Genomic DNA, 19,863 nt, shown 5'->3' with positions numbered 1-19,863 from the left:
CGGCGCTCGAAGCATGCCGTCAGGCGGCCAGCCGTTCCTGGCGCTCCGGCGGCCCGGCCTCGGCGGACCTCGCGGGGGCCGTGGTCCGGGCGGCGCTCCGCCGTCCGGCGAAGGCCAGCGCCATCACCACGATGAGCAGCATCTCGGCCACCACGAGCCCCCGCTCCAGCAGCCCGTAGTAGGCGGCGCCGTCGATCAGCGGCGAGGTGATGGAGGCCGGGTGCGCCGCCAGGTAGAACGCCAGCGACAGCGCGGAGGTCACGCTCAGGGCCTTGACCGCGTTCCAGCCGGGCGCCGCCGCGCGGCCCCTGGCCAGGCTCCAGCCGGCGACCGGCAGCGAGGTGAAGACCACGGCCGCCGCCCAGCGGTGGATCTCCCCGGAGAGCGTGCCGATCTGCGACGACCCTGGGTCGGTGGGGAAGATCGCGCTCATCATCAGTCCCGCCGCGCCGGCCAGCAGCAGGACACGGGCGGCCGCGGTGCGCGCCGGCTCCGTGGACGCCAGCCCGTACGCGAGACTCAGGCACGCTCCCGCGAGTGCCAGCATCCCGATCAGTACGGGCGCCAACCCGCCGGAGACCAGCGCGTAGTCGCTGATCAGCGGCTGCACGGGCAAGGTGATTTCCGCGTAGGCGAGGGCGCAGAAGGACACCACCGTGCCGATGACGGTGCCCCACACGGTCTGCTGCCGGGTCATAGCGCCACCTCGTCATAGATCGTCTCGAACCGGGCCAGCGACGTCTGGTCGTCGTGGGTGAGCGCCAGCTCGCGGCTGGCCTTGCCGAGCCTGGCGCGCAGGCCGTCGTCGGTGAGGATGCCCGTCAGGCGCCTGGCCAGCGTGGCCACGTCACCCGGCTGGTACAGGTAGCCGTTGCCGTCCACCAGGTGCGGCAGCGCCATCGCGTCGGCGGCCACCACGGGCAGCCCGGTGGCCATGGCCTCCAGCGTGGCGATGCTCTGCAGCTCGGCGATGCCCGGCATGGCGAAGACGTCGGCGGACGCGTACGCCTGGGGCATGATCTCGTCGGGCACGAAGCCGAGGAAGAACACCCGATCGCCCACGCCGATGCGCTTGGCCAGCCGCTCCAGCTCCATGCGCTGGTTACCCCGGCCGACCAGCACCGCCTGCGCGTCGGTGTCGTTCAGCACGATCGGCAGCGCGCGTACGATCTCGTCGATGCGCTTCTCCTCGTCCAGGCGGCCGACGAACATGACGGTGGGCCGGTCGGGGAGGTCGAACGTCCTGCGGGCCCACGCCTTGGGCTCGGAGTGCGGGCGGAACCTGGTCAGGTCGATGCCGCAGGAGACCGGCTCCACCTCGCGACCGAAGCCCTGTTCGGACAGGAGGTGGGCGGCCAGCGGGGTGGGCGTGGTGATGTGGTCGGCGCGGTTGAAGATCCGGCTGAAGTCGCGCCAGGCCAGCTTGCCCGCCCTGGCCCGCAGCCGCTCGGGGATGTGGCCGAACTGGAAGAGGTTGTCGGGCATGAAGTGGTTGGTGGCGACCACGGGCACGCCCGCGCGGCGGGCGGCGGCGATGGCGGCCCGGCCCACCACGAAGTGGCCCTGCGTGTGCAGCACGTCGGGGGCGATCGAGGCGATGAGGCGGTCGAGCCTGGTCGGCACGGTGACCCGCATCGTGGGGTGGACCAGCAGCGGAGCGGAGCGCAGCCGGTGGACCACCACGCCGTCCTCCACGTCGGCGCTGGCCGGTCCCACCTCCGACTGGCAGACCACGTGCACCTCGTTGCCGCGCGCGGCCAGGCCGGTGGCGAGGCGGTGGGTGAAGTAGGCGGCGCCGTTGACGTCGGGCGGGTAGGTGTCGCTCGAGATCAGGATCCGGCGTGGGCGTTCGGCGGCCGGGGCGAGGGCCGGCTGCTCGGTGACGCTGTGCAGGGGCATGGCCATGAGAGTGACTCCAATGATGAGAGGCCAGGGGAGGGCCGGTGAGACGTACGGGACAGATCAGGCAAGGTCGCGGTGTGCCTCCAGCGGGCTGGTCCGTGCCAGGGCGACGGTGCCGGCGGCGGTGAGCGCGGCGGCCGCGACCGGCAGGACTCCGGTCGGCAGCGGCTCGCCGAGCAGCAGCGCGCCGAAGGCCACCGCGGTCAGCGGGTCGGCGATCTGCAGCGAGGCGAACGAGACGCCGAAGTGCCCGACGGCGTAGGCGCGCTGGAGCATCATCAGCGCCAGCAGGGCGGGGATCGGCAGCGCCAGCAGGTACCACCAGTTCCACGCGCCGTCCACCAGCACGCGCACGAGGGTGGCGGTGGCGCCGTACAGGACGCCCGAGCTGGTCGCCAGCAGCGCCGCCCGGCCCGCGGGCGAGACCGCCCGCGAACCGGCCCACAGCAGGACCGAGGCGACGCCGGCCACGCCCAGGAGCGTGAGCACGCCGGTCGGGCTGAGGTAGGTGGGGCCGTGCGACTCGGGAACCAGCAGGACCAGGCCGATCAGCCCGGCCGCCACCACGCCGGCGGCAGCCAGTTCCCTGCGCGACGGCCTGCGGCCGTGCAGCGTGGCGGCGATGGGCAGGGCGAACAGCAGGCTGGCCACGCCCATCGGCTGGACGATGGTCAGCGGGCCCAGCCCGAGCGCGACGATGTGCAGGCCACCACCCGCGAGAATGGAGGCGCCGCCGATCAGCCAGCGCGGCCTGCGCAGCAGCGCGAGCAGCCCGGGCTTGGCGGTGCCGACCGCCTCGAACTGCTGGAGGGCGGCTCCGAGCGCGAAGAACAGCGAACCGACCAGGGCTATCACCGCGGCCAGCACAGTCATGCGCACTCCTTTCAGACGGATGGTCGCCGGGCAGGGTCAAACGGGTGTGTCCGTGGGAAGACGTTCAGGGGAAGGCTGGATGGCGCGGCGCTTCCTGATCCACCGCACGATCTCGACGGCCGCGGTGACGGACACCGCGATGCCCAGCCCGAGCAGCAGGCCCTTGATGGGGTCGTTCTCGAACGCCATCCCGCCGAAGAAGCCGATCAGGCCGGAGTACACCGCCCACGAGCTCGCCGCGATCACGTCGAAGAACGTGAACGAGCGCAGCGGGTGCCGGACCGCGCCCATGGTCAGCGTGGTCGCGGTGCGCCCGCCGGGGATGTACCTGGCCACGACGAGCACGAGCCCGCCCCGCTCTTCCAGGGCGCCGCGCGCCCAGACGAACGCCTTCTTCTCCCGCAGCCTCCCGCCTGACGTCTTGCCGATCAGGTAGGAGATGTGGTCGCCCGCGAAAGCTCCCAGAGCCGCGACGATGATCACCAGCGCGAGGTTCGTCTCGCCGGACGCCGCGAACACCCCGGCGGTGATCACCGACGTCTCGGCGGGCACGATGGGGAAGAACCCGTCGAGCAACGCCAGGCCGAAGAGCACGGCGTACAACCATGGTGACGCCATGGCCTGTTGAACCAGGTCGAGAATGGCGTGCGACATAACAGGGGCTCCGATCGTCAGGGCACTCACATAGCGTGTCGGCGCTGGACCGTGGGGAACATCGGGGATGCCCCCGGTCGAACGCGGGCCCATCCCCGATACGGGTCAGGGCCTGTACCCCATGAAGGTAGAAACTCCGCAGGTCACGGCACATCGGACGATCGGCACGCACCGCCCCCTACTTTCGTCAGGGTCGCGGTGCGACCTTCCGATGACACCATTGATCCAACCCGGATCGGCCCTTCCGGGCACCAGTGCAGATAGGCGCTTTCACGGTGGGGTTAGCTCTACTCCGGCGGTGACCCGAGCCCCACCCCGACTTTCGTCAGGGGTGTCACCTGCCGTCCGTGGAGGGCGCCGGCCGGCACGCGGCGGATAACGTCGACGCCGTGAAGCACCTGCGCCCCCTCCGCCGCGAGACCCGCCGCAAGCTGGTCTACGACCTGCTGCTGTGGGCCGTGCTCAGCGTCTTCGTGTCCGCCATGGGGCCCGACCCTTTCCTGGACCCCGCGGGGTTCGCGATGATCACCGTGCCCAGGCTGGTGCTCGCTGCCGCGGCCGTGCTGGTCGGCCGGCGCTGGCCGCTGGCCGCCCTGGTGCTGCTGCTGCCGCTCGGGCCGTGGCAGTTCACCGAGGGATTCGCGACCGTGGACCTGAGCTGGCTGCTGCCCCGGCGCAACGTGAAGATCCTTCCCCTGCTGCCCACGTCGCCCTTCATCGTGTGGTACGCCTACCTCACCGGGCGGCGCATGACCAGGGCGTGGCCGGCGCCGGCGGCGTTCTGCCTGGTCACGATCGTGGGCGTGGGCGTGGTCCTGGCCAGGGGCAGTGACCTGGCCCTGTGGCTGTCCATGACCACCGCGCTCATCGGCACCTACCTGGTGCCCTACCTGCTCGGGCTGCTCAGGAGGAGGCTGCTCCAGCAGCGGCGGGTGGCCAGGCTGTCGGTCGAGGCCCAGGCCAGGCTGCGCGAGCGGGCCAGGATCGCCCGCGACATGCACGACTCGCTCGGCCACGACCTGGCGCTGATCGCGGTCAGGGCGGCCGGGCTGGAACTGGCTCCCGGGCTGGGCCCCACCGAGGTCAAGGCCGCGGGCGAGCTGCGGGTCGCCGCCGCCGACGCCACCGAGCGGCTGCGCCAGATCATCGGGCTGCTGCGCGAGGAAGCCGACGCGCCGCCGCTGGCGCCCGCGGACGAGGACGTGACCGAGCTCGTACGCCGGGCCAGGGACTCCGGCATGAAGGTCGACCTCGACCTGATCCACGGGCCGGTGCCCGGCCTGGCACGCGCGGTGGTCCAGGAAGGGATCACCAACGTCGCCAAGCACGCGCCGGGAGCGGCCGTGCAGGTCGGCGTCTCGCCCGAGCGGATCACCGTGCGCAACGGGCCGCCGCGCTCCCGGCCCACCGCGCAGCCCGGCGGTCTCGGGCTGGCGGGCCTGCGCGAGCGCGTACGGCTGGCCGGCGGCTCCCTCACCGCGGGCCCGATGTCCGAGGGCGGCTACGAGCTGGCCGTGACCCTCCCCCACGCGGGGGAGGAGGATCCCCGCGGCTCGGGAGGTGACGAACGGCCGGGCGCGCGACGCTCCCTCCATGACCACTGAACAGGGACCGGCGATCGGCCGCGTCACCGCGGCGATCGTGACGGTCGCCGCCATGCTCCCGTACCTCACGCTGAAGATCCTCTGGCTGACCGGAAGCTCCGTCGGGGTCACCGAGCCGGACCTGATGAACGATGCGGCGATGGTCGGGCTCAACGCCATGACCTTCGGCATGGACGCCGTCGGGCTGCTGCTGGTGGTGGCCTTCACCACGCGCTGGGGCATGCGGCTGCCGGCCTGGCTCGTGTTGCTGCCGCTGTGGGTGGGCACGGGCCTGCTGTCGGTGGTGACCGTCACGGCGCCGATCCTGGTGGCGACCGACGGGATCGCGGTGTTCAGCGGCGGCGCCATCGAGGCGTGGGTCTACATGATGGTCTACGGCGGTTTCGTCGGGCAGGGCATCGGCCTGATGACGACCTTCGTCCTCTACGCCCGCGACCGGTGGCCCGCGATCTTCACCGCGCGGCTCGGACACGCCTTCCCCGGCCCTGCCGAGTCGTTCCAGAGGGTCGTGGCCTGGGGAGCGCTGCTGGTCACCACGGTGGTCGCCGGGGTGCGCCTGTCGTGGACGTTCGGCGCGCCCGCCGTGGCGGTCGTCATGGACGGGTTCAAGGCGCTGCTCGCCCTCGCCGGGGCCGTCGCGTTCGTGGCCGTCGTCCGGCGGCGCGGGAACAGCCCGTTCTGGCGGCTGCTCGTGCCGGTCTGGCTCGGCTCCGGCTCGTTGTTCGGCTGGGGCCTCTACGCGATGATCGTCAGCTTCGCCGGAGGTCCGCTCGCCGGTGGAGGCTCGGGAGCGGTCGGCCTCGTGGAGCTGTTCGGCATGCTGACCGGGCTGGTCATGGGGATGAGCGGGGCGTACGTGCTGGCCGAGCGGTCAGGCGTGGGCGACGTGCAGCCGCTTGAGGAGGCGCTTGAAGGCGACGATCGAGATGGTGATCGCCAGGCCGCTTATCACGGCCACCGCTGACGTCCGCAGCACCATGTACGAGCCGAGCGAGCCCGCGACATATTCGTAGACGGCCAGGCAGATGCTCAGAGACGAGTTCATCAGCAGCACGAACGCCCACAGCAGCGTGATCCTGGCGAAGAACCTGCGCACCCGCTCGTGTTTGAGCACCGCCGACGGCAGGTGGATGTAGTCGAGCGTGAGCTTCTGCACGAGCGGCCTGTTCAGCCGCACGGACGCGAGGAAGACCATGCTGATGCAGATGGTGCCCATCTCCGGCTGGATGAAGAACCACATCCAGGTGCCGGTCCAGAAGGCCACGATCGCGCGGATGGTGATCGCGAACGCCGCCAGATACATGGTCGCGGGCACCTTGATCCGCCTGACCAGCCGCCACGCCACCCCGAAATAGACCCAGGCGACGGTCATGACGAGCGCCCACTGGAATCCGAGGACGACCATGGCCAGGTAGAACACCACCAGCGGCGCCACCACGCTTTCGAGCAGCTTGGGTGCAGCCTGCCGGGCGAGCGCCGTGAGGCGTGGAAGGGTGACCTGAGGGTGGTTCAAGGCTGCTCCGCAGATAGGCCGACGATCAGCGACTACCCGGGCCTCGCAGGACCAGGCTCTCCAGATGGACCGCTCGTGGTAACCAGAGCGTCATCAGCGCCGTCCCGGGAAGCGGGCCGGTGGCCTACCGTACCCGAGGCCGGCTGATGCGACTGCCTCCTTCGGCACGTTCCCGCTGTTCCATACGGATTCGGCTGGGTGTTGAACCTGGCGTTCATCCGAGTGACGCGGTGGCGAGCTTCGCGCCGAACCCGACGAAGACGACGCCGACCCCCGAGGTCAGCCCCGCGCCCAGCTTCCTGTGCCGGCGGAACTGGCCGGCCAGGAACGTGCCGCCGAAGATCAGGGCCGTCAGGTAGAGCACGCTGAACACCTGGATGATCGCGCCCAGGATGGCGAACGACAGCGCGGGGGCCGGATAGGCGGGGTCCACGAACTGGATGAAGAACGAGACGAAGAACAGGATCGCCTTCGGGTTGAGCAGGCTGATGCCCAGGGCCTTGCGGAACGGCCGAAGGCGGCGTTCGCGCTCCTCCTGGGGCCGCGTGGTGGTGTCCCCGCCGGGCCCGGCCCGCCAGGCCCGCACCGCGCCGCGGATCATCTGGAAGCCGATCCAGGCCAGGTAGCCGGCGCCCGCGTACTTGACGATGGTGAAGAGCAGCGGGGTGGAGCGGAGCAGGGACGCGGCGCCGGCGGCCGCCAGGACCATCAGCACGGTGTCACCGACGAACACGCCCGCGGCGGCCCGGTAGCCCTGCCGGACACCGTGCCGGGCGGCGAGGCTGAGCACGTACAGCGAGTTCGGGCCCGGCAACAGAATGATCAGGAAGGCGCCGATGACGTAGGCCCAGAAGTCGGTGATGCCGAAGAACATGCGGACTGCCCTCCGCGAACGCTTGCTGGTGACACATCACGATATCGCCTGGTTTGTCCAACCCTCATGGTCTCGTGTGGCGGAGACGTGTTTGGGTCTTGTAAGGCTCCTGAGTCAAGGTTACGATCGCCGCGAATACTTAGGAAAGTTTCCTAAAAGATGGAATCCACCGGTTCGCGCTGACACCTCCGACGCCCGTGCCACCTCCCCACGGGCCGTGCCGTACGCCTTGCGCTCTCACCCCCCGGCGCAAGGCGTACGGCACGCACACCCCCCAAGGAAGAACCGTGAGACTTCGGCCGATTCTCCTGGCGCTCGCGACCCTCGCACTCAGCCTGACCGCCCCGCCCGCCCACGCCGCCTCCGCCACCGCGACCTTCGTCAAGGTCTCCGACTGGGGTTCGGGTTTCGAGGGCAGGGTCACCGTCACCAACGGCACCTCCACCACCATGAACGGCTGGAACGTCCAGTTCGACGTCCCGGCAGGCTTCTCCATCCCGTCCGCGTGGGACGCGGTCATGTCGAGGAGCGGGCAGCACTACACGTTCACCAACCCGTCCTGGGCGTCGCCGCTGGCCGCAGGGGCGAGCGTGAGCTTCGGCTTCAACGGCAGCCCGGGCAACTTCCCCGGGGTCTCCGGCTGCACGCTGAACGGCGCTCCCTGCGGCGACTCCGGTGCGGATCCCGGCGGGCTCGGCGAGGTCGGCGGCATCACGCTGACCTCCACCACCGCGACCAGCGCCGCGCTGAGCTGGAGCGCCGTCCCCGGCGCCACCGGCTACAAGGTCCGGCTCGACGGTGGCGCTGCCGTCACCGTCACCGGCACCACGCACACGCTCACCGGCCTGGGCCCCTGCACCTCGCACACGGTCACGATCATCGCGACGGACGCCTCGGGTGACGGCCCCGCCGGTGATCCCTTCGGCTTCACCACGGCCGGCTGCCAGAGCGGCACGCTGCCCAGGCACTTCCTCACCGGCTACTGGCACAACTTCGTCAATCCCGCCGTCGAGCTCAAGCTGTCGGCCGTGCCCGACGAGTACGACCTGATCGCGGTGGCGTTCGGCGAGGCCACCGCCACCCCGGGCGAGGTCGTGTTCGGGGTCGACCCCGGACTGGCCACGGCGCTGGGCGGCTACACCGACGCCCAGTTCAGGGCGGACGTGCAGGCGCTGAAGCAGCGCGGTAAGAAGGTCATCCTGTCGGTCGGCGGCGAGGCCGGGCGCGTGCAGGTCGCGAGCGCCGCGGCCGCCACGCGGTTCGCCGACTCGGTGTACGCGCTGATGCGGAGCTACGGCTTCGACGGAGTGGACATCGACCTGGAGAACGGTCTCAACGCCACCTACATGGGTCAGGCGCTGAGGTCGCTGCGCGCCCAGGCCGGTTCCGAGCTGATCATCACCATGGCCCCGCAGACCATCGACATGCAGTCGACCGGGATGGAGTACTTCAAGCTCGCCCTGTCCATCAAGGACATCCTCACCGTCGTCCACACGCAGTTCTACAACTCCGGCTCGATGCTCGGGTGCGACCAGGCCTTCGCGTACGCGCAGGGCACGGTCGACTTCATCACCGCGCTGGCCTGCATCCAGCTCGAGAACGGGCTCCGTCCCGACCAGGTGGCGCTGGGCCTGCCGGCCGGGCCGGGCGCCGCGAACGGGGGCGTGGTGCCGCCCTCGGTCGTCAACCGGGCGCTCGACTGCCTGGCCGAGCGGACCGGCTGCGGGACCTTCGTGCCGCCGCGCGCCTACCCGGACATCAGGGGCGCGATGACGTGGTCCATCAACTGGGACGCGAGCAACAACTGGTCCTTCTCCAAGACCGTCAAGCCTCACCTCCAGGGAATGCCATGAAATTTCGCCGCAAAATGCTCGCATTAGCCACCGGCGTCGCCCTCGCCCTGACCGGCCTGGCCACCAGCGGGCCCGCCGCCCACGCCGCCGGCACGGTGCGGCACATGGCCGCCGCCTGGGCCCCGGGGACCGCGTACGCCACCGGCGCGGTCGTCACCTACAACGGCGTCGACTACGTCTGCCTGCAGGGCCACACCTCGCAGACGGGCTGGGAGCCGCCCGTCGTGCCGGCGCTCTGGAAGCCCACCTCGGGCGGCGACCCGGACCCCGATCCCGGCGCCCCCGGCACGCCGGGCACGGTGAGCACGTCGGTCACCAACTCGAGCATCTCGCTGCGCTGGGGCGCCGCCGGCGGCACCGTGACGGGCTACCGCGTGTACGAGGGCTCGACCCGGCGCGCCCAGGTCACCGGTACCAGCGCCACCATCTCCGGGCTCGGCGCGTGCACGACCCACACCTACACCGTGAAGGCGTACAACGCGGCGGGCGAGTCGGCAGGCCGCGACGCCACCGCCACCACGTCGGGCTGCACCGGTAACAACCCCAGCAAGATGCCCGGCGCCCCCTACCTCTACATGGGCTGGGGCAACCCGCCCAACCCCGGCGCCGTGATGGACGCCACCGGCGTCAAGTCGTTCACCATGGCGTTCATCCTGTCCAGCGGCGGCTGCACCCCGGCGTGGGACGGGCAGCGCCCGCTGACCGGCGGCGCCGACCAGCAGGCGATCAACACGATCAAGTCGAAGGGCGGCAGCGTCCAGATCTCCTTCGGCGGCTGGCAGGGCAACAAGCTCGGCCCCAACTGCTCCTCGCCGCAGGCGTTCGCGGGCGCGGTGCAGCAGGTCATCAACGCCGTCGGCCCGGCCGTCGTCGACTTCGACATCGAGAACACCGACGAGTTCGAGAACTACACGGTCCAGGACCGCATCCTGAACGCCCTCAAGATCGTCAGGCAGAACAACCCGAACGTCAAGATCGTCGTCACCTTCGGCACCACCAGGACCGGCCCGAACGCCCACGGCGTCCGCCTCATCAACCAGGCCAGGGCCCTCGGCGTCCCGATCGACAACTTCACGATCATGCCGTTCGACTTCGGCAGCTCCAACATCTACCAGGACACCGTCAACGCCTCCGAGGGCCTGAAGAACGCGCTCAAGAACGCGTACGGCTGGTCCGACGCCCAGGCGTACGCCCACATGGGCATCTCCGGCATGAACGGCCTGTCCGACCAGCAGGAGCTGACCTCGCCCGGCACCTGGACGCAGATCCGCGACTGGGCCAGGTCCAAGGGCCTGACCAGGCTCGCGTACTGGGCGGTCAACCGTGACCGGCCCTGCCCCGGTGGCGGCGTGACCTCCAACTGCAGCGGCATCGCGCAGTCCGACTGGGAGTTCACCAGGACCACCGCCGGCTTCTGACCCCGCGCGAATCCGGCCCGCCCCTTCGCCGGGGCGGGCCGGGCCAGGAGGAACGTCATGAATCTCCGAGTGGCGACGGCCGCGCTCGTCCTGGGACTCACCACGCTGCACGCCGCCCCGGCCCAGGCCGCGAACATCCTGCCCAACCCCGGCTTCGAGTCGGGCCTCAGCGGCTGGACGTGTTCCGCCGGGGCGCAGGCGGTGGCGTCCCCCGTGCGCGGCGGCGCCTCCGCGCTCCGGGCCACCCCGCAGGGCAGCGACCTCGCCCGATGCGGCCGGCAGGTCAGCGTACGGCCGTCGTCGGCGTACACGCTGTCGGCCTGGGTCCAGGGCGGTTACGTCTTCCTCGGCGCCACGGGCACCGGCGGCGCCGACCCGCAGACCTGGGGTTCGCCCGGCGCGGCCTGGACCCGGCTGCACACGACCTTCACCACGGGCCCGTCCACCACCTCCGTGACCGTCTACCTGCACGGATGGTACGGCCAGGGCCCCTACCTCGCCGACGACGTCGTCCTCGACGGCGTCTCCGGCGAGCAGGACACCTCGGCGCCCAGCGTGCCGGGCGGCGTGTCCGCCGGCGGGGCCACCGCCACGAGCCTCGACGTCACCTGGTCGGCCGCCACGGACGACGTGGGCGTCACCCGTTACGAGGTGTCGCGCGACGGCGGCTCGCCCGTCGCCGTCACCGGGACGAGCCACCGGGTGACCGGGCTGAGCGCGGACACCACGTACCGCTTCAGGGTCCGTGCCTGCGACGCGGCGGGCAACTGCTCCGCCTACAGCCCCGAGGCGAGCGGCACCACCGCCGCCGGGAACGGGGGCGACGGCGGGCTGCCCGAGCGGGTGCTGGTGGGGTACCTGCACGCGTCGTTCGCCAACGGATCCGGATACGTCAGGATGAGCGACGTCCCGCAGGAATGGGACGTCATCAACCTCGCCTTCGGCGAGCCCACCTCGGTCACCTCGGGCGACATCAGGTTCAGCCTGTGCCCGGCCGCCGAGTGCCCCGGCGTCGAGTCCGACGCCGACTTCGCCGCCGCCATCAGGGCCAAGCAGGCGCAGGGCAAGAAGGTGCTGATCTCGATCGGCGGCCAGAACGGCCAGGTGCAGCTCACGACCGCGGCGGCGCGCGACGCGTTCGTCGAGTCGGTCTCGGCCGTCATCGACAGGTACGGGCTCGACGGCCTGGACATCGACTTCGAAGGCCACTCGCTCCACCTCGACCCGGGCGACACCGACCTGGACGCCCCGACCACGCCGGTCGTCGTCAACCTCATCGCGGCGCTGAAGAGCCTCAAGAGCCGCTACGGCGACGGATTCGTGCTGACGATGGCGCCGGAGACGTTCTTCGTCCAGCTCGGCCACCAGTTCTACGGGCCGGGCCCGAACGGCGCCGCCGACCCCAGAAGCGCCTCCTACCTGCCGGTCATCCACGCGATGCGCGACGACCTCACCCTGCTCCACGTGCAGGACTACAACTCCGGGCCGATCATGGGCCTGGACGGGCAGTACCACACCATGGGCGGGCACGACTTCCACGTCGCCATGACCGACATGCTGCTGGCCGGCTTCCCGATCATGGGCGACGCCGACAACGTGTTCCCGCCGCTGCGCCAGGACCAGGTGGCCGTCGGGCTGCCCGCCTCGGTCAACGCGGGCAACGGATTCACGACCGTGACGGAGGTGCAGAAGGCGTTCGGCTGCCTGGCCACGGGCACCGGCTGCGGAACGTACCGGCCGCGTGGCGTCTATCCGGGGCTGCGGGGCCTGATGGCCTGGTCGATCAACTGGGACCGGCACAACGGGTTCGAGTTCTCCCGGAGCCACCGGGCGTACCTGGACGGGCTCACCTGACGCGGACGAGCTGGGTGGGCTTGAGCGGGACGCCGAGGCCGGGCGGCCGGTAGGTGGGCAGGGCCTCGCCGTACTCGTGCATCCAGGCGTGGTCCACCAGCATCCGCATCCGCCCGGCGGGCGGCACCCGGCCGGGCCCCGCGGGGGCGACCCGGCCGATCATCCGCGTCACGGCCGCCACCACGAGTTCCGTGTCAGGAGCGGACAGGTCGCAGTGGTCGTCAGGCCCGATGAGCAGGTCGACGTCGGGCGGCAGCGGGTAGATGGGGCGCGGCAGGGCGAGCACGCGCGGCGGCGGGGCCATCGGCCAGCCGTCGCGCACCGCCTCCAGCAGCACCGAGCGCGACGTCTTGTGCGCGAACAACCCGTCGGCCAGCGCCCAGCTCAGCGCGCCCACGTCGGAGCGGTCCTCGCCACAGGCGTGCAGGCACAGGTACGGCACCAGCGGAACCCCCGCACCGCCCGCCTGCGCCCAGCCGCCGCCGCACCCGGTGAGCACCAGCAGCGCCAGCATCGCCCGGTAGGCGGTGTCGGCATGCGGCGTCTCCAGCCGCCCGGGCACGATCACGCACTCGCCGCGCGTCTTCTCCGCCGTCACGCCCAGCTCCCGCGCGATCTTCACCGCCCGCGACGCGGCCACCCCGGTGCAGGCCTCCTGCCAGGCCGGCGTGTACGGCTCCGCACGGTCGTCGTAGCCGCGCGGCCACACGCCCGGCAGCCGGGGCCTGGCCACCCCGTAGACGGCCAGCAGCAGGTCGAACACCGTCGTCACCAGCTCGCCGCCCTCGCGCAGCACGGGCACGCCGCGCCGCAGCACCCCCGGGCCGTCGTCGAAGCGCGGCAGCAGCACCTCCACCGCCTCGCCGCCGTACACGCTGAGCCGGTCGCAGGCGCCGCCCGTCAGCCCGCCCGGCACGTACGCCTCCTCGCGGTCGCGCAGCCGTACCAGGAGCGGCAGATCGGTGTGCTCCATCGCCTGCCCGGCGAACGGCGTGCGGTCCAGGAAGAACTCCTTGAGCAGCACGTGCCCCATGGCCATGGCCAGCGCGCCGTCCGTGCCGGGCCGCACGACCAGCGTCTCGTCGGACAACCGCGTCGGATGCGTGCCGATCGCGACCACCTTCTGGCCCTTGTAGCGGCCGGCGATCACCCAGGGCGTGTCCGCCGAGCGTACGAGCCGGTTGTTCTCACCCCACAGCAGCACGTACGCCGCCCGCGCCCAGTCCTCGGCGCGTGACGGACCGGCGAAGCGCGGCCCCAGCACCTGCTCGGGGGCGCACGGGTGCTCGGTCAGCACCGCACCGCCGAGCTCGCCGACCAGGCGCGCCAGCGGGGAGCTGGCCAGCGCCGCCACCCGCTCGGGCCCGTGCTCGTCGGCGGTGTGCACGATCGCCGCCGCCACCAGCTCGGCGGCCGTCGCGTCGTCGAGCGGCACCCGCCGCTCACCCCTGGCCCGCTGGTGTTCCTGTGAGTTGGCTGTGAGTTTCGCCCAGGCCGCGACCGGGTCGCGCAGCCCGTTCCTCACCTCGAAATAGAGCCTGACCAGTGCCTGGTTGACCTGCGATCCCCCCATGCGAAGAGTTCAACACAAAGAGTGATGCCGTATCGCTATACGTGTCGGCATGTCGGGGATAAGAATCGGAACCCCTGGTGGCGGCGGCGCTCCGGGTGCGGCAGGCTATATCTCGCCATGGATTACGCAGTTCTCACGGGCATCGTCCTCGTCACCGGTGTCGTGCTCGCCCTCGTCGCCCAGTGGCGAGACTGGCGGCCGCCGCTCCTTGTCGCCGTCGCCGTGGGCATCGCCGTACGCGTGCTGATCATGTACACGTCGGCGATCGATTCGTGGCAGCCCGTCGACTTCGTGGAGAGCTTCAAGCCCGCGGGCGAGGCCGTGCTGCGGGGCGAGGACCCGGTGCTGGCCAGCGAGGGCGGCTGGCACTTCCTGCCGACGATCCCCTACGCGTACGGCATCCTGCTGTGGCTCGGCATCCCGTGGGAATACGCCGGGCGCCTGGTCACCGTGGTCGCCGACATCGTGCTCATCCCGCTGGTGGCCAAGCTGGCCGGCGGTCCCAAGGCGTCGCTGCGGGCCTTCCAGTACGCGCTCAACCCGCTCGCCCTGATGGTCGCCTGCATCCATGGCCAGGTCGAGCCGGTCGCGCTGATGTTCGGCGTCGCCGCGTTCGTGGTGGCCAGAGGGCCGGGCGCGCCCGAGCGTCCCGGGATGACCACCGACGTGATCGCGAGGGTGCGCGCGGGCCTGGCCGCGCACGGCGTCCGGGCCTCCGTCCCACGGGTGATCGGCCGCGGGGGCATGCTGCACCGCTCGCTGCTGCCGGGCGAGGACGACCGCGCCGACCTCAGACGGGGCGCGCTGGCGGGCCTGCTGATGGGCCTGGCGCTGTGCGCCAAGAGCTGGCCCATCTGGCTGATCCCCGGCATGCTGCTGCTCCTGCCCCATCTGCGCGCCCGCGTCGCGGCCCTGTTCGCGACCGGGCTGGTGCCCGTCTTCTTCCTGGTGACGCTGCCGATTTTCGCGGGCACGTCGCTCGACCAGATCCCGGCGGTCATCCACACCATCCAGGACATCCGGCCCATCGTCGGCGAATGGGGCTGGACGCCGTGGCTGACCGAGGGGCAGTGGGCGCTCCGGCCCGACCTGGCCTCGTTCGGCACGAAGCTGATCTACGTGAGCGTCGTCGCCGCCGTGCTCTACTGGCGGCGGGCCGACCCGGTCGACATGACGATCGCCGTGCTGCTGGTCTTCATGGTCATGACGCCCCGGCTCGGCGCCCAATACCTCATGTGGTTCATGCCGTTCCTGGTCGCCAGGCCCACGAGGTTCGCCTGGCCGGCCATCATCGGCGCCTCGCTGTGGGCCGGCTACGGCTACCTCTACATGACGCAGTTCGACTTCAACGGGTGGTGGCTGCAGCACGCCGACTGGTCGCGCGCCTCGATCCTGCTGCTGCCGATCCTGGCCCTGGCCATGCCCTGGGGCCGCCGCCGCGTGGCGACGGCCCCAGGTCGGGTCCCGTCTCAGGGGTGTTCCGGCGAGTCGCGGATCACGTCACCGGCATAGGCGCCCCCACAACGTGATCCACTGGTCGGGGTGCACGTGTCCCACGACGGCGTCGCGGGACACGCCGGCCGCCGCCAGCGCGGTGTCCACCCCGTCATACCTCGCCTTCAGCGATGCGCGCACCGACCCGCCCACGCCGCCGAACCCCACCTCGACCAGCTCCTGGTAGGAGCTGCCGCCGCTCACGAGCGGCTCGGGCCTGCGCTGGATGCGCAGGATCGCCGAGTCGACCGACGGGACGGGCCGGAAGCTCTCCCTGCCGATCGTGTCGCCCAGCTTCCAGCTGAACCACGGCCACGACTCGACCGTGACCAGGCTCCAGCGGCCGTAGCCGCCCGCGCGCTTGCGGGCGTACTCCCGCTGCGTGAGCAGCGTGGCCGAGGTCAGGGCCGGTGCCCGCAGGCACCAGTCGACGATCTTCGACGTGATCGAGTAGGGGATGTTCCCCACGACCGCGAACGGCTCCCGCGGCGCCCTCACGGTGGTGAAGTCGCGCCTGACGATGTCGATCCTCGGGTCGCTGCGGGTGCGCGAGGCCAGGCGCCCGGCCAGCCGGGGATCGACCTCGTAGCCGACCACCTGGGCGCCCGCCTCGGCCAGCGCCAGGGTGAGCGCGCCCTCGCCGGGGCCGGGCTCCAGCACCAGCCCCTCCGGGCCGGCGGCCTTGACCATCAGGTCGACGGCATGCCGGTCGACCAGGAAGTTCTGCGAGAGCGTGCGCCGCGCCCGATCCACGGGCGTGCGGCCGTCACCGCTGTTCCTGGCCTTCTTCTGAGTGTGTGAATAGTTTCCGTGTGCGTAATTCCGCGCCACAGCACTGCCCTTCCGGGTCCTCGAGACAACGGGTTGCTCGAAGGGCCCTGGGCACGCGCGCGGACGCCCAGCCTCAGGTGATCGCGTCCGCTAGCGGGCCAGAGCCCGGCTGCGGCGGATGCGGATGAAAACCTGGCAGGTGAACATGCATGACATGGGGCTGACCCTAAGCCGACCCTCGGCGACTGGGCAAAACATTTAATCGGTCGCGCCGGCGAGGGCCGGACCGCGATGGAGTGCGTGCGGCCAGCGGTCGTGCCGCCGTCGCTCGCGCGCGGGCGCGTATCCGATTCCGACAAGACTCCCGCCCTCGCCCTGGGTAGCGTCGCCGTGACGACCGACGTTCCACCTCTGAAGGACCAGCCGACATGGACATGCTCGACCGCGCACGACGCTACCTGGACCTGAACGCCAGGCTGATCGACCGGCTGCGCTTCGAGGCGCTGTTCGGCGACGGACCGCGTGAGCGGGTGCTCGACGTGCTGCGCTGCTACCAGAACGCCGACGGCGGCTTCGGCAACGCGCTGGAGCCCGACCTGAGAGGCCGGGGCAGCCAGCCCGAGCCGGTCGAGGTGGCGTTCTGGATCCTCGACGAGCTCGACGCCTTCGACTCCCCGATGGTGCCCGCGGCCTGCGACTACCTCGCCCAGGTCAGCGCCGAGGACGGCGGCGTGCCGTTCGTGCTGCCGTCGGTCAGGAACACGCCGAGAGCCCCATGGTGGGAAACGGCCGACGACCCTCCGGGCAGTCTCGTGCCCACCGCGTCGATCGCCGCGCTGCTCCACAAGCACGGCAGCACCCACCCGTGGCTGGCCGCCGCGACCGCGTTCTGCTGGTCGCGGATCGCCGAGATCGGCGAGACGAATCCGTACGAAGCCCGCGCCGTCGTGACCTTCCTCAACCTGGTGCCCGACCGGGACAGGGCGGAGGCCGAGTTCGCCCGGATCAAGGAGGCCATCCTCGCGACGGTCGTCCTCGACCCCCACGCCACGGGGGAGGCGCACTTCCCGCTGGACTTCGCGCCGGAGCCGCTGCGGCTGCCGCTGTTCACGCAGGACGTCCTCGACGTTCACCTCGACGCGCTCGCCGCCGCCCAGTCCGAGGAAGGCGGCTGGAACGGCAACTGGCTGATGTGGACGCCGCTGGTGGCGCACGAATGGGGCGGCTACATCACCGTCCACCAGCTGAAGACACTGCGCGCGTACGGACGGCTGAAGGGGTGAGGCCGTTCTGTCGGTGAGGCCGCGTATGTTGAGGGCATGTACGCGGAACGGCCTCCAGACCCCGATCTCGCCGGCCGTGTCGCCTGCGTGTGGCACCTGGTCAGCGAGACGGAGCAGACCCAGCTCGTCGTGCCCGACGCCTGCGTCGACCTCATCTGGGGCCCTCGCGGGCTGTTCGTGGCGGGCCCCGACACCGGGCCCATGCCGACGTCCATGGCGGTGGGTGACACGTTCACGGGTGTGCGGTTCCGTCCCGGCGCGGTGGGCGACTTCTTCGGCGTGCCCCTCCACGAGCTGCGTGACCGGCGCGTCCCCCTGTCCGACCTGCCCTTCCCTGCCGAGCGCATCGAGGAGGCCGCCCCGCGAGCCGGCGCGCGGCCGGCCGCCATGCGCGCCGAGGTGAGGCGGCGGCTGGCCGCGACCACGGGCGCCGACCCCGCGGGTTCCGCCATCACGAGGGCGCTCCGCGAGGGCCGCACGGTCGCGGAGGTGGCCTGGCAGCTCGGCTTCAGCGAGCGCCAGCTCCACCGCCGCAGCCTGGCCTCCTTCGGCTACGCGCCGAAGACCCTCCAGCGCATCGTGCGTTTCCAGCGCGCACTCGGCCTGGCCCGTGCCGGCGTCCCGCTGGCGGAGGCGGCCGTCACGGCCGGTTATGCCGACCAGAGCCACCTGTCCCACGACGTCAGGCGGCTGAGCGGCGGCTCCATGCGCCGCCTGCTCTCACCTGCGCGGCGGTCCGCCTGACACGAGGCTCTGCGCCCACCTGGCGCGTGGATCGCTGTCGATCAGCAGCGCCCGGGTCAGCAGGCTCAGCGGGATGGCGAGGATCGCGCCCAGCGGTCCCAGCACGAACGTCCACACGATCAGCGACAGGAACGTCATCGTGGTCGAGAGCCCCACCGCGTCCCCGAGGAACTTGGGCAGGATGAACGACTGCACCACGACGTTGATGACGCTGTAGGCGACGATGACCAGCACCATCGTCTGCACGCCGCCGTCCAGCAGAGCGAGCATGGCGGGCGGCACCAGCCCGATGACGAAGCCGATGTTCGGGATGTAGTTGGCGATGAGCGCCAGCACGCCCCAGAGCAGCGGCAGCGGCACGTCCAGCACCGACAGGGCGACCACGTCGAGGGTCGCGCAGATCAGCCCGAAGACGGTCGAGACGATCAGATAGCGCCGCGTCTTGTGCGCGAACGTGGCCAGCGCCGTCACCAGCTGCGGCCGATAGCCTTCACCGGTCGTCAGGACCTTCGACGTCACAGGCGCGTCGAGACACATGGCCAGCAGCAGCACGATGATGAGGAAGAGCGCGGAAAGAACGCCGATCAGGCTGCCGAGCAGGCTCTGCGCCAGGCCGAGGATCGACCCCGCGTCGAACGCCTGCAACATCTTGTCGAGCACGTCGTTGCTGACGCCGTGCGCGGCGGCCCAGGCCAGCGTGTCGGCGAGGAGCCGGTCGAACTGTGCGGCGTACGCCGGCAGCAGCGAGACGAGCTGGGTGACCGAGATCGTCAGGATGCCGACCATGCCCAGCAGCGCCAGCACGACGATGAGGAAGGGCACGGCGACCTGCAGCCACGTGGGCGCCCTCCTGGCGGCCAGCCACGTGCGCACCGGCGAGACGGCGATGACGAGCACGAGCGCCAGCACGACCGGGCCCACGATCGAGGCGACCTCGCGGATTCCGAAGAGGGCGACCACCGCGGCGGCGATTCCCACCATGATGATGAGCGCCCTGGGGACGGGTTGATCTGGCACGCCCCCCTACCTACCCGTACCCGCAGGGAGCACCGCCGATTTGACGGTTCCGAGAGGCGTACATAGAGTTCAGCAGTCCCACGAGAGCGGCGTTGATCGCCGATCTCACTCGGGGGCCACCCCCAGACACTGACCGACCTCGTGGATGTTCGCGTCCACTCTGAAGGGCTGGTAAGTTAGAGGGGTTGTCTCCGAAAGGGGGCGGCGCTTAATTCCCGCAGGTTGTGCAGGTCCGGTCAATTTGACAGGGACTTGAACGGCTGAAAGAGTTAAGACACAACGAAATGAACGCCTCTGAGCGAGGATCCCGGGTTCGGGGTTTTGGTGAGGATGGACGCGTGCGTTTCTTGAGAACTCAACAGTGTGTTAAAAGCCAGTGCATGATGCACAACCCCGTTGATCGACGTTTGTCGGTTGATGGATTCCTTTTTGTTAG

At 70.9% G+C, this 19,863-nt stretch carries 17 protein-coding genes; 8 read left to right on the top strand and 9 right to left on the bottom strand.

Annotated elements, in window-relative coordinates; translation table 11 throughout:
• Window positions 1-19 precede the first annotated feature (19 nt).
• The 4 genes from ABGB14_RS44340 to ABGB14_RS44325 all read right to left on the bottom strand — a co-directional run bounded on the left by ABGB14_RS44340 (window position 20) and on the right by ABGB14_RS44325 (window position 3,429).
• The gene (locus ABGB14_RS44340) at window positions 20-697 is read right to left on the bottom strand and encodes a DUF998 domain-containing protein (protein ID WP_347649901.1); all 678 of its coding nucleotides are present in this window, start codon (window positions 695-697) and stop codon (window positions 20-22) included.
• Window positions 694-1,899 (bottom strand): glycosyltransferase, encoded by a 1,206-nt coding sequence (locus ABGB14_RS44335; RefSeq protein WP_347649900.1) that lies wholly within the window; start codon window positions 1,897-1,899, stop codon window positions 694-696. Before ABGB14_RS44335 ends, ABGB14_RS44340 begins: the two co-directional genes overlap by 4 nt.
• Window positions 1,900-1,962: 63 nt before the next feature.
• Entirely contained in the window at window positions 1,963-2,775 is an 813-nt protein-coding gene (locus ABGB14_RS44330; RefSeq protein ID WP_347649899.1) for a DMT family transporter, read from the bottom strand.
• Window positions 2,776-2,811: 36 nt separating this feature from the next.
• Window positions 2,812-3,429 (bottom strand): DedA family protein, encoded by a 618-nt coding sequence (locus ABGB14_RS44325; RefSeq protein WP_347649898.1) that lies wholly within the window; start codon window positions 3,427-3,429, stop codon window positions 2,812-2,814.
• Between the two features lie 389 nt (window positions 3,430-3,818).
• Here ABGB14_RS44325 and ABGB14_RS44320 point away from each other — a divergent pair, with 389 nt between their 5' ends.
• Together ABGB14_RS44320 and ABGB14_RS44315 are read left to right on the top strand one after the other, a co-directional pair.
• Window positions 3,819-5,033: a histidine kinase gene (locus tag ABGB14_RS44320; protein ID WP_347649897.1), complete on the top strand. Its 1,215-nt coding sequence runs from the start codon at window positions 3,819-3,821 to the stop codon at window positions 5,031-5,033.
• Window positions 5,023-5,997 carry a hypothetical protein gene (locus tag ABGB14_RS44315; RefSeq protein WP_347649896.1) on the top strand — a complete coding sequence of 325 codons (975 nt, stop codon included), beginning with the start codon at window positions 5,023-5,025 and terminating at the stop codon, window positions 5,995-5,997. Before ABGB14_RS44320 ends, ABGB14_RS44315 begins: the two co-directional genes overlap by 11 nt.
• Here ABGB14_RS44315 and ABGB14_RS44310 read toward each other — a convergent pair.
• Both ABGB14_RS44310 and leuE read right to left on the bottom strand, forming a co-directional pair.
• A complete protein-coding gene (locus ABGB14_RS44310; protein WP_347649895.1) occupies window positions 5,905-6,546 on the bottom strand; it encodes a VC0807 family protein in 642 nt (213 codons plus the stop codon). The genes ABGB14_RS44315 and ABGB14_RS44310 overlap by 93 nt on opposite strands.
• 214 nt (window positions 6,547-6,760) lie before the next feature.
• Window positions 6,761-7,420 carry a leucine efflux protein LeuE gene (gene leuE, locus ABGB14_RS44305; protein ID WP_347649894.1) on the bottom strand — a complete coding sequence of 220 codons (660 nt, stop codon included), beginning with the start codon at window positions 7,418-7,420 and terminating at the stop codon, window positions 6,761-6,763.
• 287 nt (window positions 7,421-7,707) lie between these two features.
• On the opposite strand from leuE, the gene ABGB14_RS44300 reads away from it, so the two are divergent.
• Genes ABGB14_RS44300 through ABGB14_RS44290 form a run of 3 tightly spaced genes read left to right on the top strand, consistent with a single transcriptional unit; the run spans window position 7,708 to window position 12,545 of the window.
• Window positions 7,708-9,273: a cellulose binding domain-containing protein gene (locus tag ABGB14_RS44300; protein WP_347649893.1), complete on the top strand. Its 1,566-nt coding sequence runs from the start codon at window positions 7,708-7,710 to the stop codon at window positions 9,271-9,273.
• Window positions 9,274-9,287: 14 nt separating this feature from the next.
• A complete protein-coding gene (locus ABGB14_RS44295) occupies window positions 9,288-10,691 on the top strand; it encodes a carbohydrate-binding protein (RefSeq protein WP_347649892.1) in 1,404 nt (467 codons plus the stop codon).
• 57 nt (window positions 10,692-10,748) lie between these two features.
• Window positions 10,749-12,545, top strand: a complete 1,797-nt coding sequence (locus tag ABGB14_RS44290) for a glycosyl hydrolase family 18 protein (RefSeq protein WP_347649891.1) — start codon at window positions 10,749-10,751, stop codon at window positions 12,543-12,545.
• On the opposite strand, the gene ABGB14_RS44285 is transcribed toward ABGB14_RS44290, so the two are convergent.
• Window positions 12,538-14,118: a molybdopterin-dependent oxidoreductase gene (locus ABGB14_RS44285; protein ID WP_347649890.1), complete on the bottom strand. Its 1,581-nt coding sequence runs from the start codon at window positions 14,116-14,118 to the stop codon at window positions 12,538-12,540. The two genes, ABGB14_RS44290 and ABGB14_RS44285, sit on opposite strands and share 8 nt — an antisense overlap.
• Window positions 14,119-14,235: 117 nt before the next feature.
• On the opposite strand from ABGB14_RS44285, the gene ABGB14_RS44280 reads away from it, so the two are divergent.
• The gene (locus ABGB14_RS44280; protein ID WP_347649889.1) at window positions 14,236-15,630 is read left to right on the top strand and encodes a hypothetical protein; all 1,395 of its coding nucleotides are present in this window, start codon (window positions 14,236-14,238) and stop codon (window positions 15,628-15,630) included.
• Here ABGB14_RS44280 and erm read toward each other — a convergent pair.
• Entirely contained in the window at window positions 15,619-16,365 is a 747-nt protein-coding gene (gene erm / locus ABGB14_RS44275; protein WP_347649888.1) for an ErmE/ErmH/ErmO/ErmR family 23S rRNA (adenine(2058)-N(6))-methyltransferase, read from the bottom strand. The two genes, ABGB14_RS44280 and erm, sit on opposite strands and share 12 nt — an antisense overlap.
• A gap of 446 nt (window positions 16,366-16,811) precedes the next feature.
• On the opposite strand from erm, the gene ABGB14_RS44270 reads away from it, so the two are divergent.
• On the top strand, window positions 16,812-17,666 hold the full coding sequence (locus tag ABGB14_RS44270) for a hypothetical protein (RefSeq protein ID WP_347649887.1): 855 nt from the start codon (window positions 16,812-16,814) through the stop codon (window positions 17,664-17,666).
• A gap of 36 nt (window positions 17,667-17,702) precedes the next feature.
• A complete protein-coding gene (locus ABGB14_RS44265) occupies window positions 17,703-18,410 on the top strand; it encodes a DUF6597 domain-containing transcriptional factor (RefSeq protein ID WP_347649886.1) in 708 nt (235 codons plus the stop codon).
• On the opposite strand, the gene ABGB14_RS44260 is transcribed toward ABGB14_RS44265, so the two are convergent.
• The gene (locus ABGB14_RS44260; RefSeq protein WP_347649885.1) at window positions 18,387-19,427 is read right to left on the bottom strand and encodes an AI-2E family transporter; all 1,041 of its coding nucleotides are present in this window, start codon (window positions 19,425-19,427) and stop codon (window positions 18,387-18,389) included. The genes ABGB14_RS44265 and ABGB14_RS44260 overlap by 24 nt on opposite strands.
• Between the last annotated feature and the right edge of the window lie 436 nt (window positions 19,428-19,863).

The organism is Nonomuraea sp. B10E15, from assembly GCF_039871615.1.
In the GTDB taxonomy this organism is placed as follows: Bacteria; Actinomycetota; Actinomycetes; order Streptosporangiales; family Streptosporangiaceae; genus Nonomuraea.
The sequence above is the reverse complement of the archived record's forward strand: the minus strand, read 5'-3'. Positions and strand labels throughout refer to the sequence as shown.

Excerpts from the sequence above, each read along its gene's own strand:
- ABGB14_RS44280 (WP_347649889.1), top strand. The coding sequence starts at position 14,236 with ATGGATTACGCAGTTCTCACGGGCATCGTCCTCGTCACCGGTGTCGTG.
- ABGB14_RS44270 (WP_347649887.1), top strand. The coding sequence starts at position 16,812 with ATGGACATGCTCGACCGCGCACGACGCTACCTGGACCTGAACGCCAGG.
- ABGB14_RS44340 (WP_347649901.1), bottom strand. The coding sequence starts at position 697 with ATGACCCGGCAGCAGACCGTGTGGGGCACCGTCATCGGCACGGTGGTG.
- ABGB14_RS44295 (WP_347649892.1), top strand. The coding sequence starts at position 9,288 with ATGCTCGCATTAGCCACCGGCGTCGCCCTCGCCCTGACCGGCCTGGCC.
- ABGB14_RS44335 (WP_347649900.1), bottom strand. The coding sequence starts at position 1,899 with ATGCCCCTGCACAGCGTCACCGAGCAGCCGGCCCTCGCCCCGGCCGCC.
- ABGB14_RS44315 (WP_347649896.1), top strand. The coding sequence starts at position 5,023 with ATGACCACTGAACAGGGACCGGCGATCGGCCGCGTCACCGCGGCGATC.
- leuE (WP_347649894.1), bottom strand. The coding sequence starts at position 7,420 with ATGTTCTTCGGCATCACCGACTTCTGGGCCTACGTCATCGGCGCCTTC.
- ABGB14_RS44330 (WP_347649899.1), bottom strand. The coding sequence starts at position 2,775 with ATGACTGTGCTGGCCGCGGTGATAGCCCTGGTCGGTTCGCTGTTCTTC.
- ABGB14_RS44285 (WP_347649890.1), bottom strand. The coding sequence starts at position 14,118 with ATGGGGGGATCGCAGGTCAACCAGGCACTGGTCAGGCTCTATTTCGAG.
- ABGB14_RS44290 (WP_347649891.1), top strand. The coding sequence starts at position 10,749 with ATGAATCTCCGAGTGGCGACGGCCGCGCTCGTCCTGGGACTCACCACG.
- ABGB14_RS44265 (WP_347649886.1), top strand. The coding sequence starts at position 17,703 with ATGTACGCGGAACGGCCTCCAGACCCCGATCTCGCCGGCCGTGTCGCC.
- ABGB14_RS44325 (WP_347649898.1), bottom strand. The coding sequence starts at position 3,429 with ATGTCGCACGCCATTCTCGACCTGGTTCAACAGGCCATGGCGTCACCA.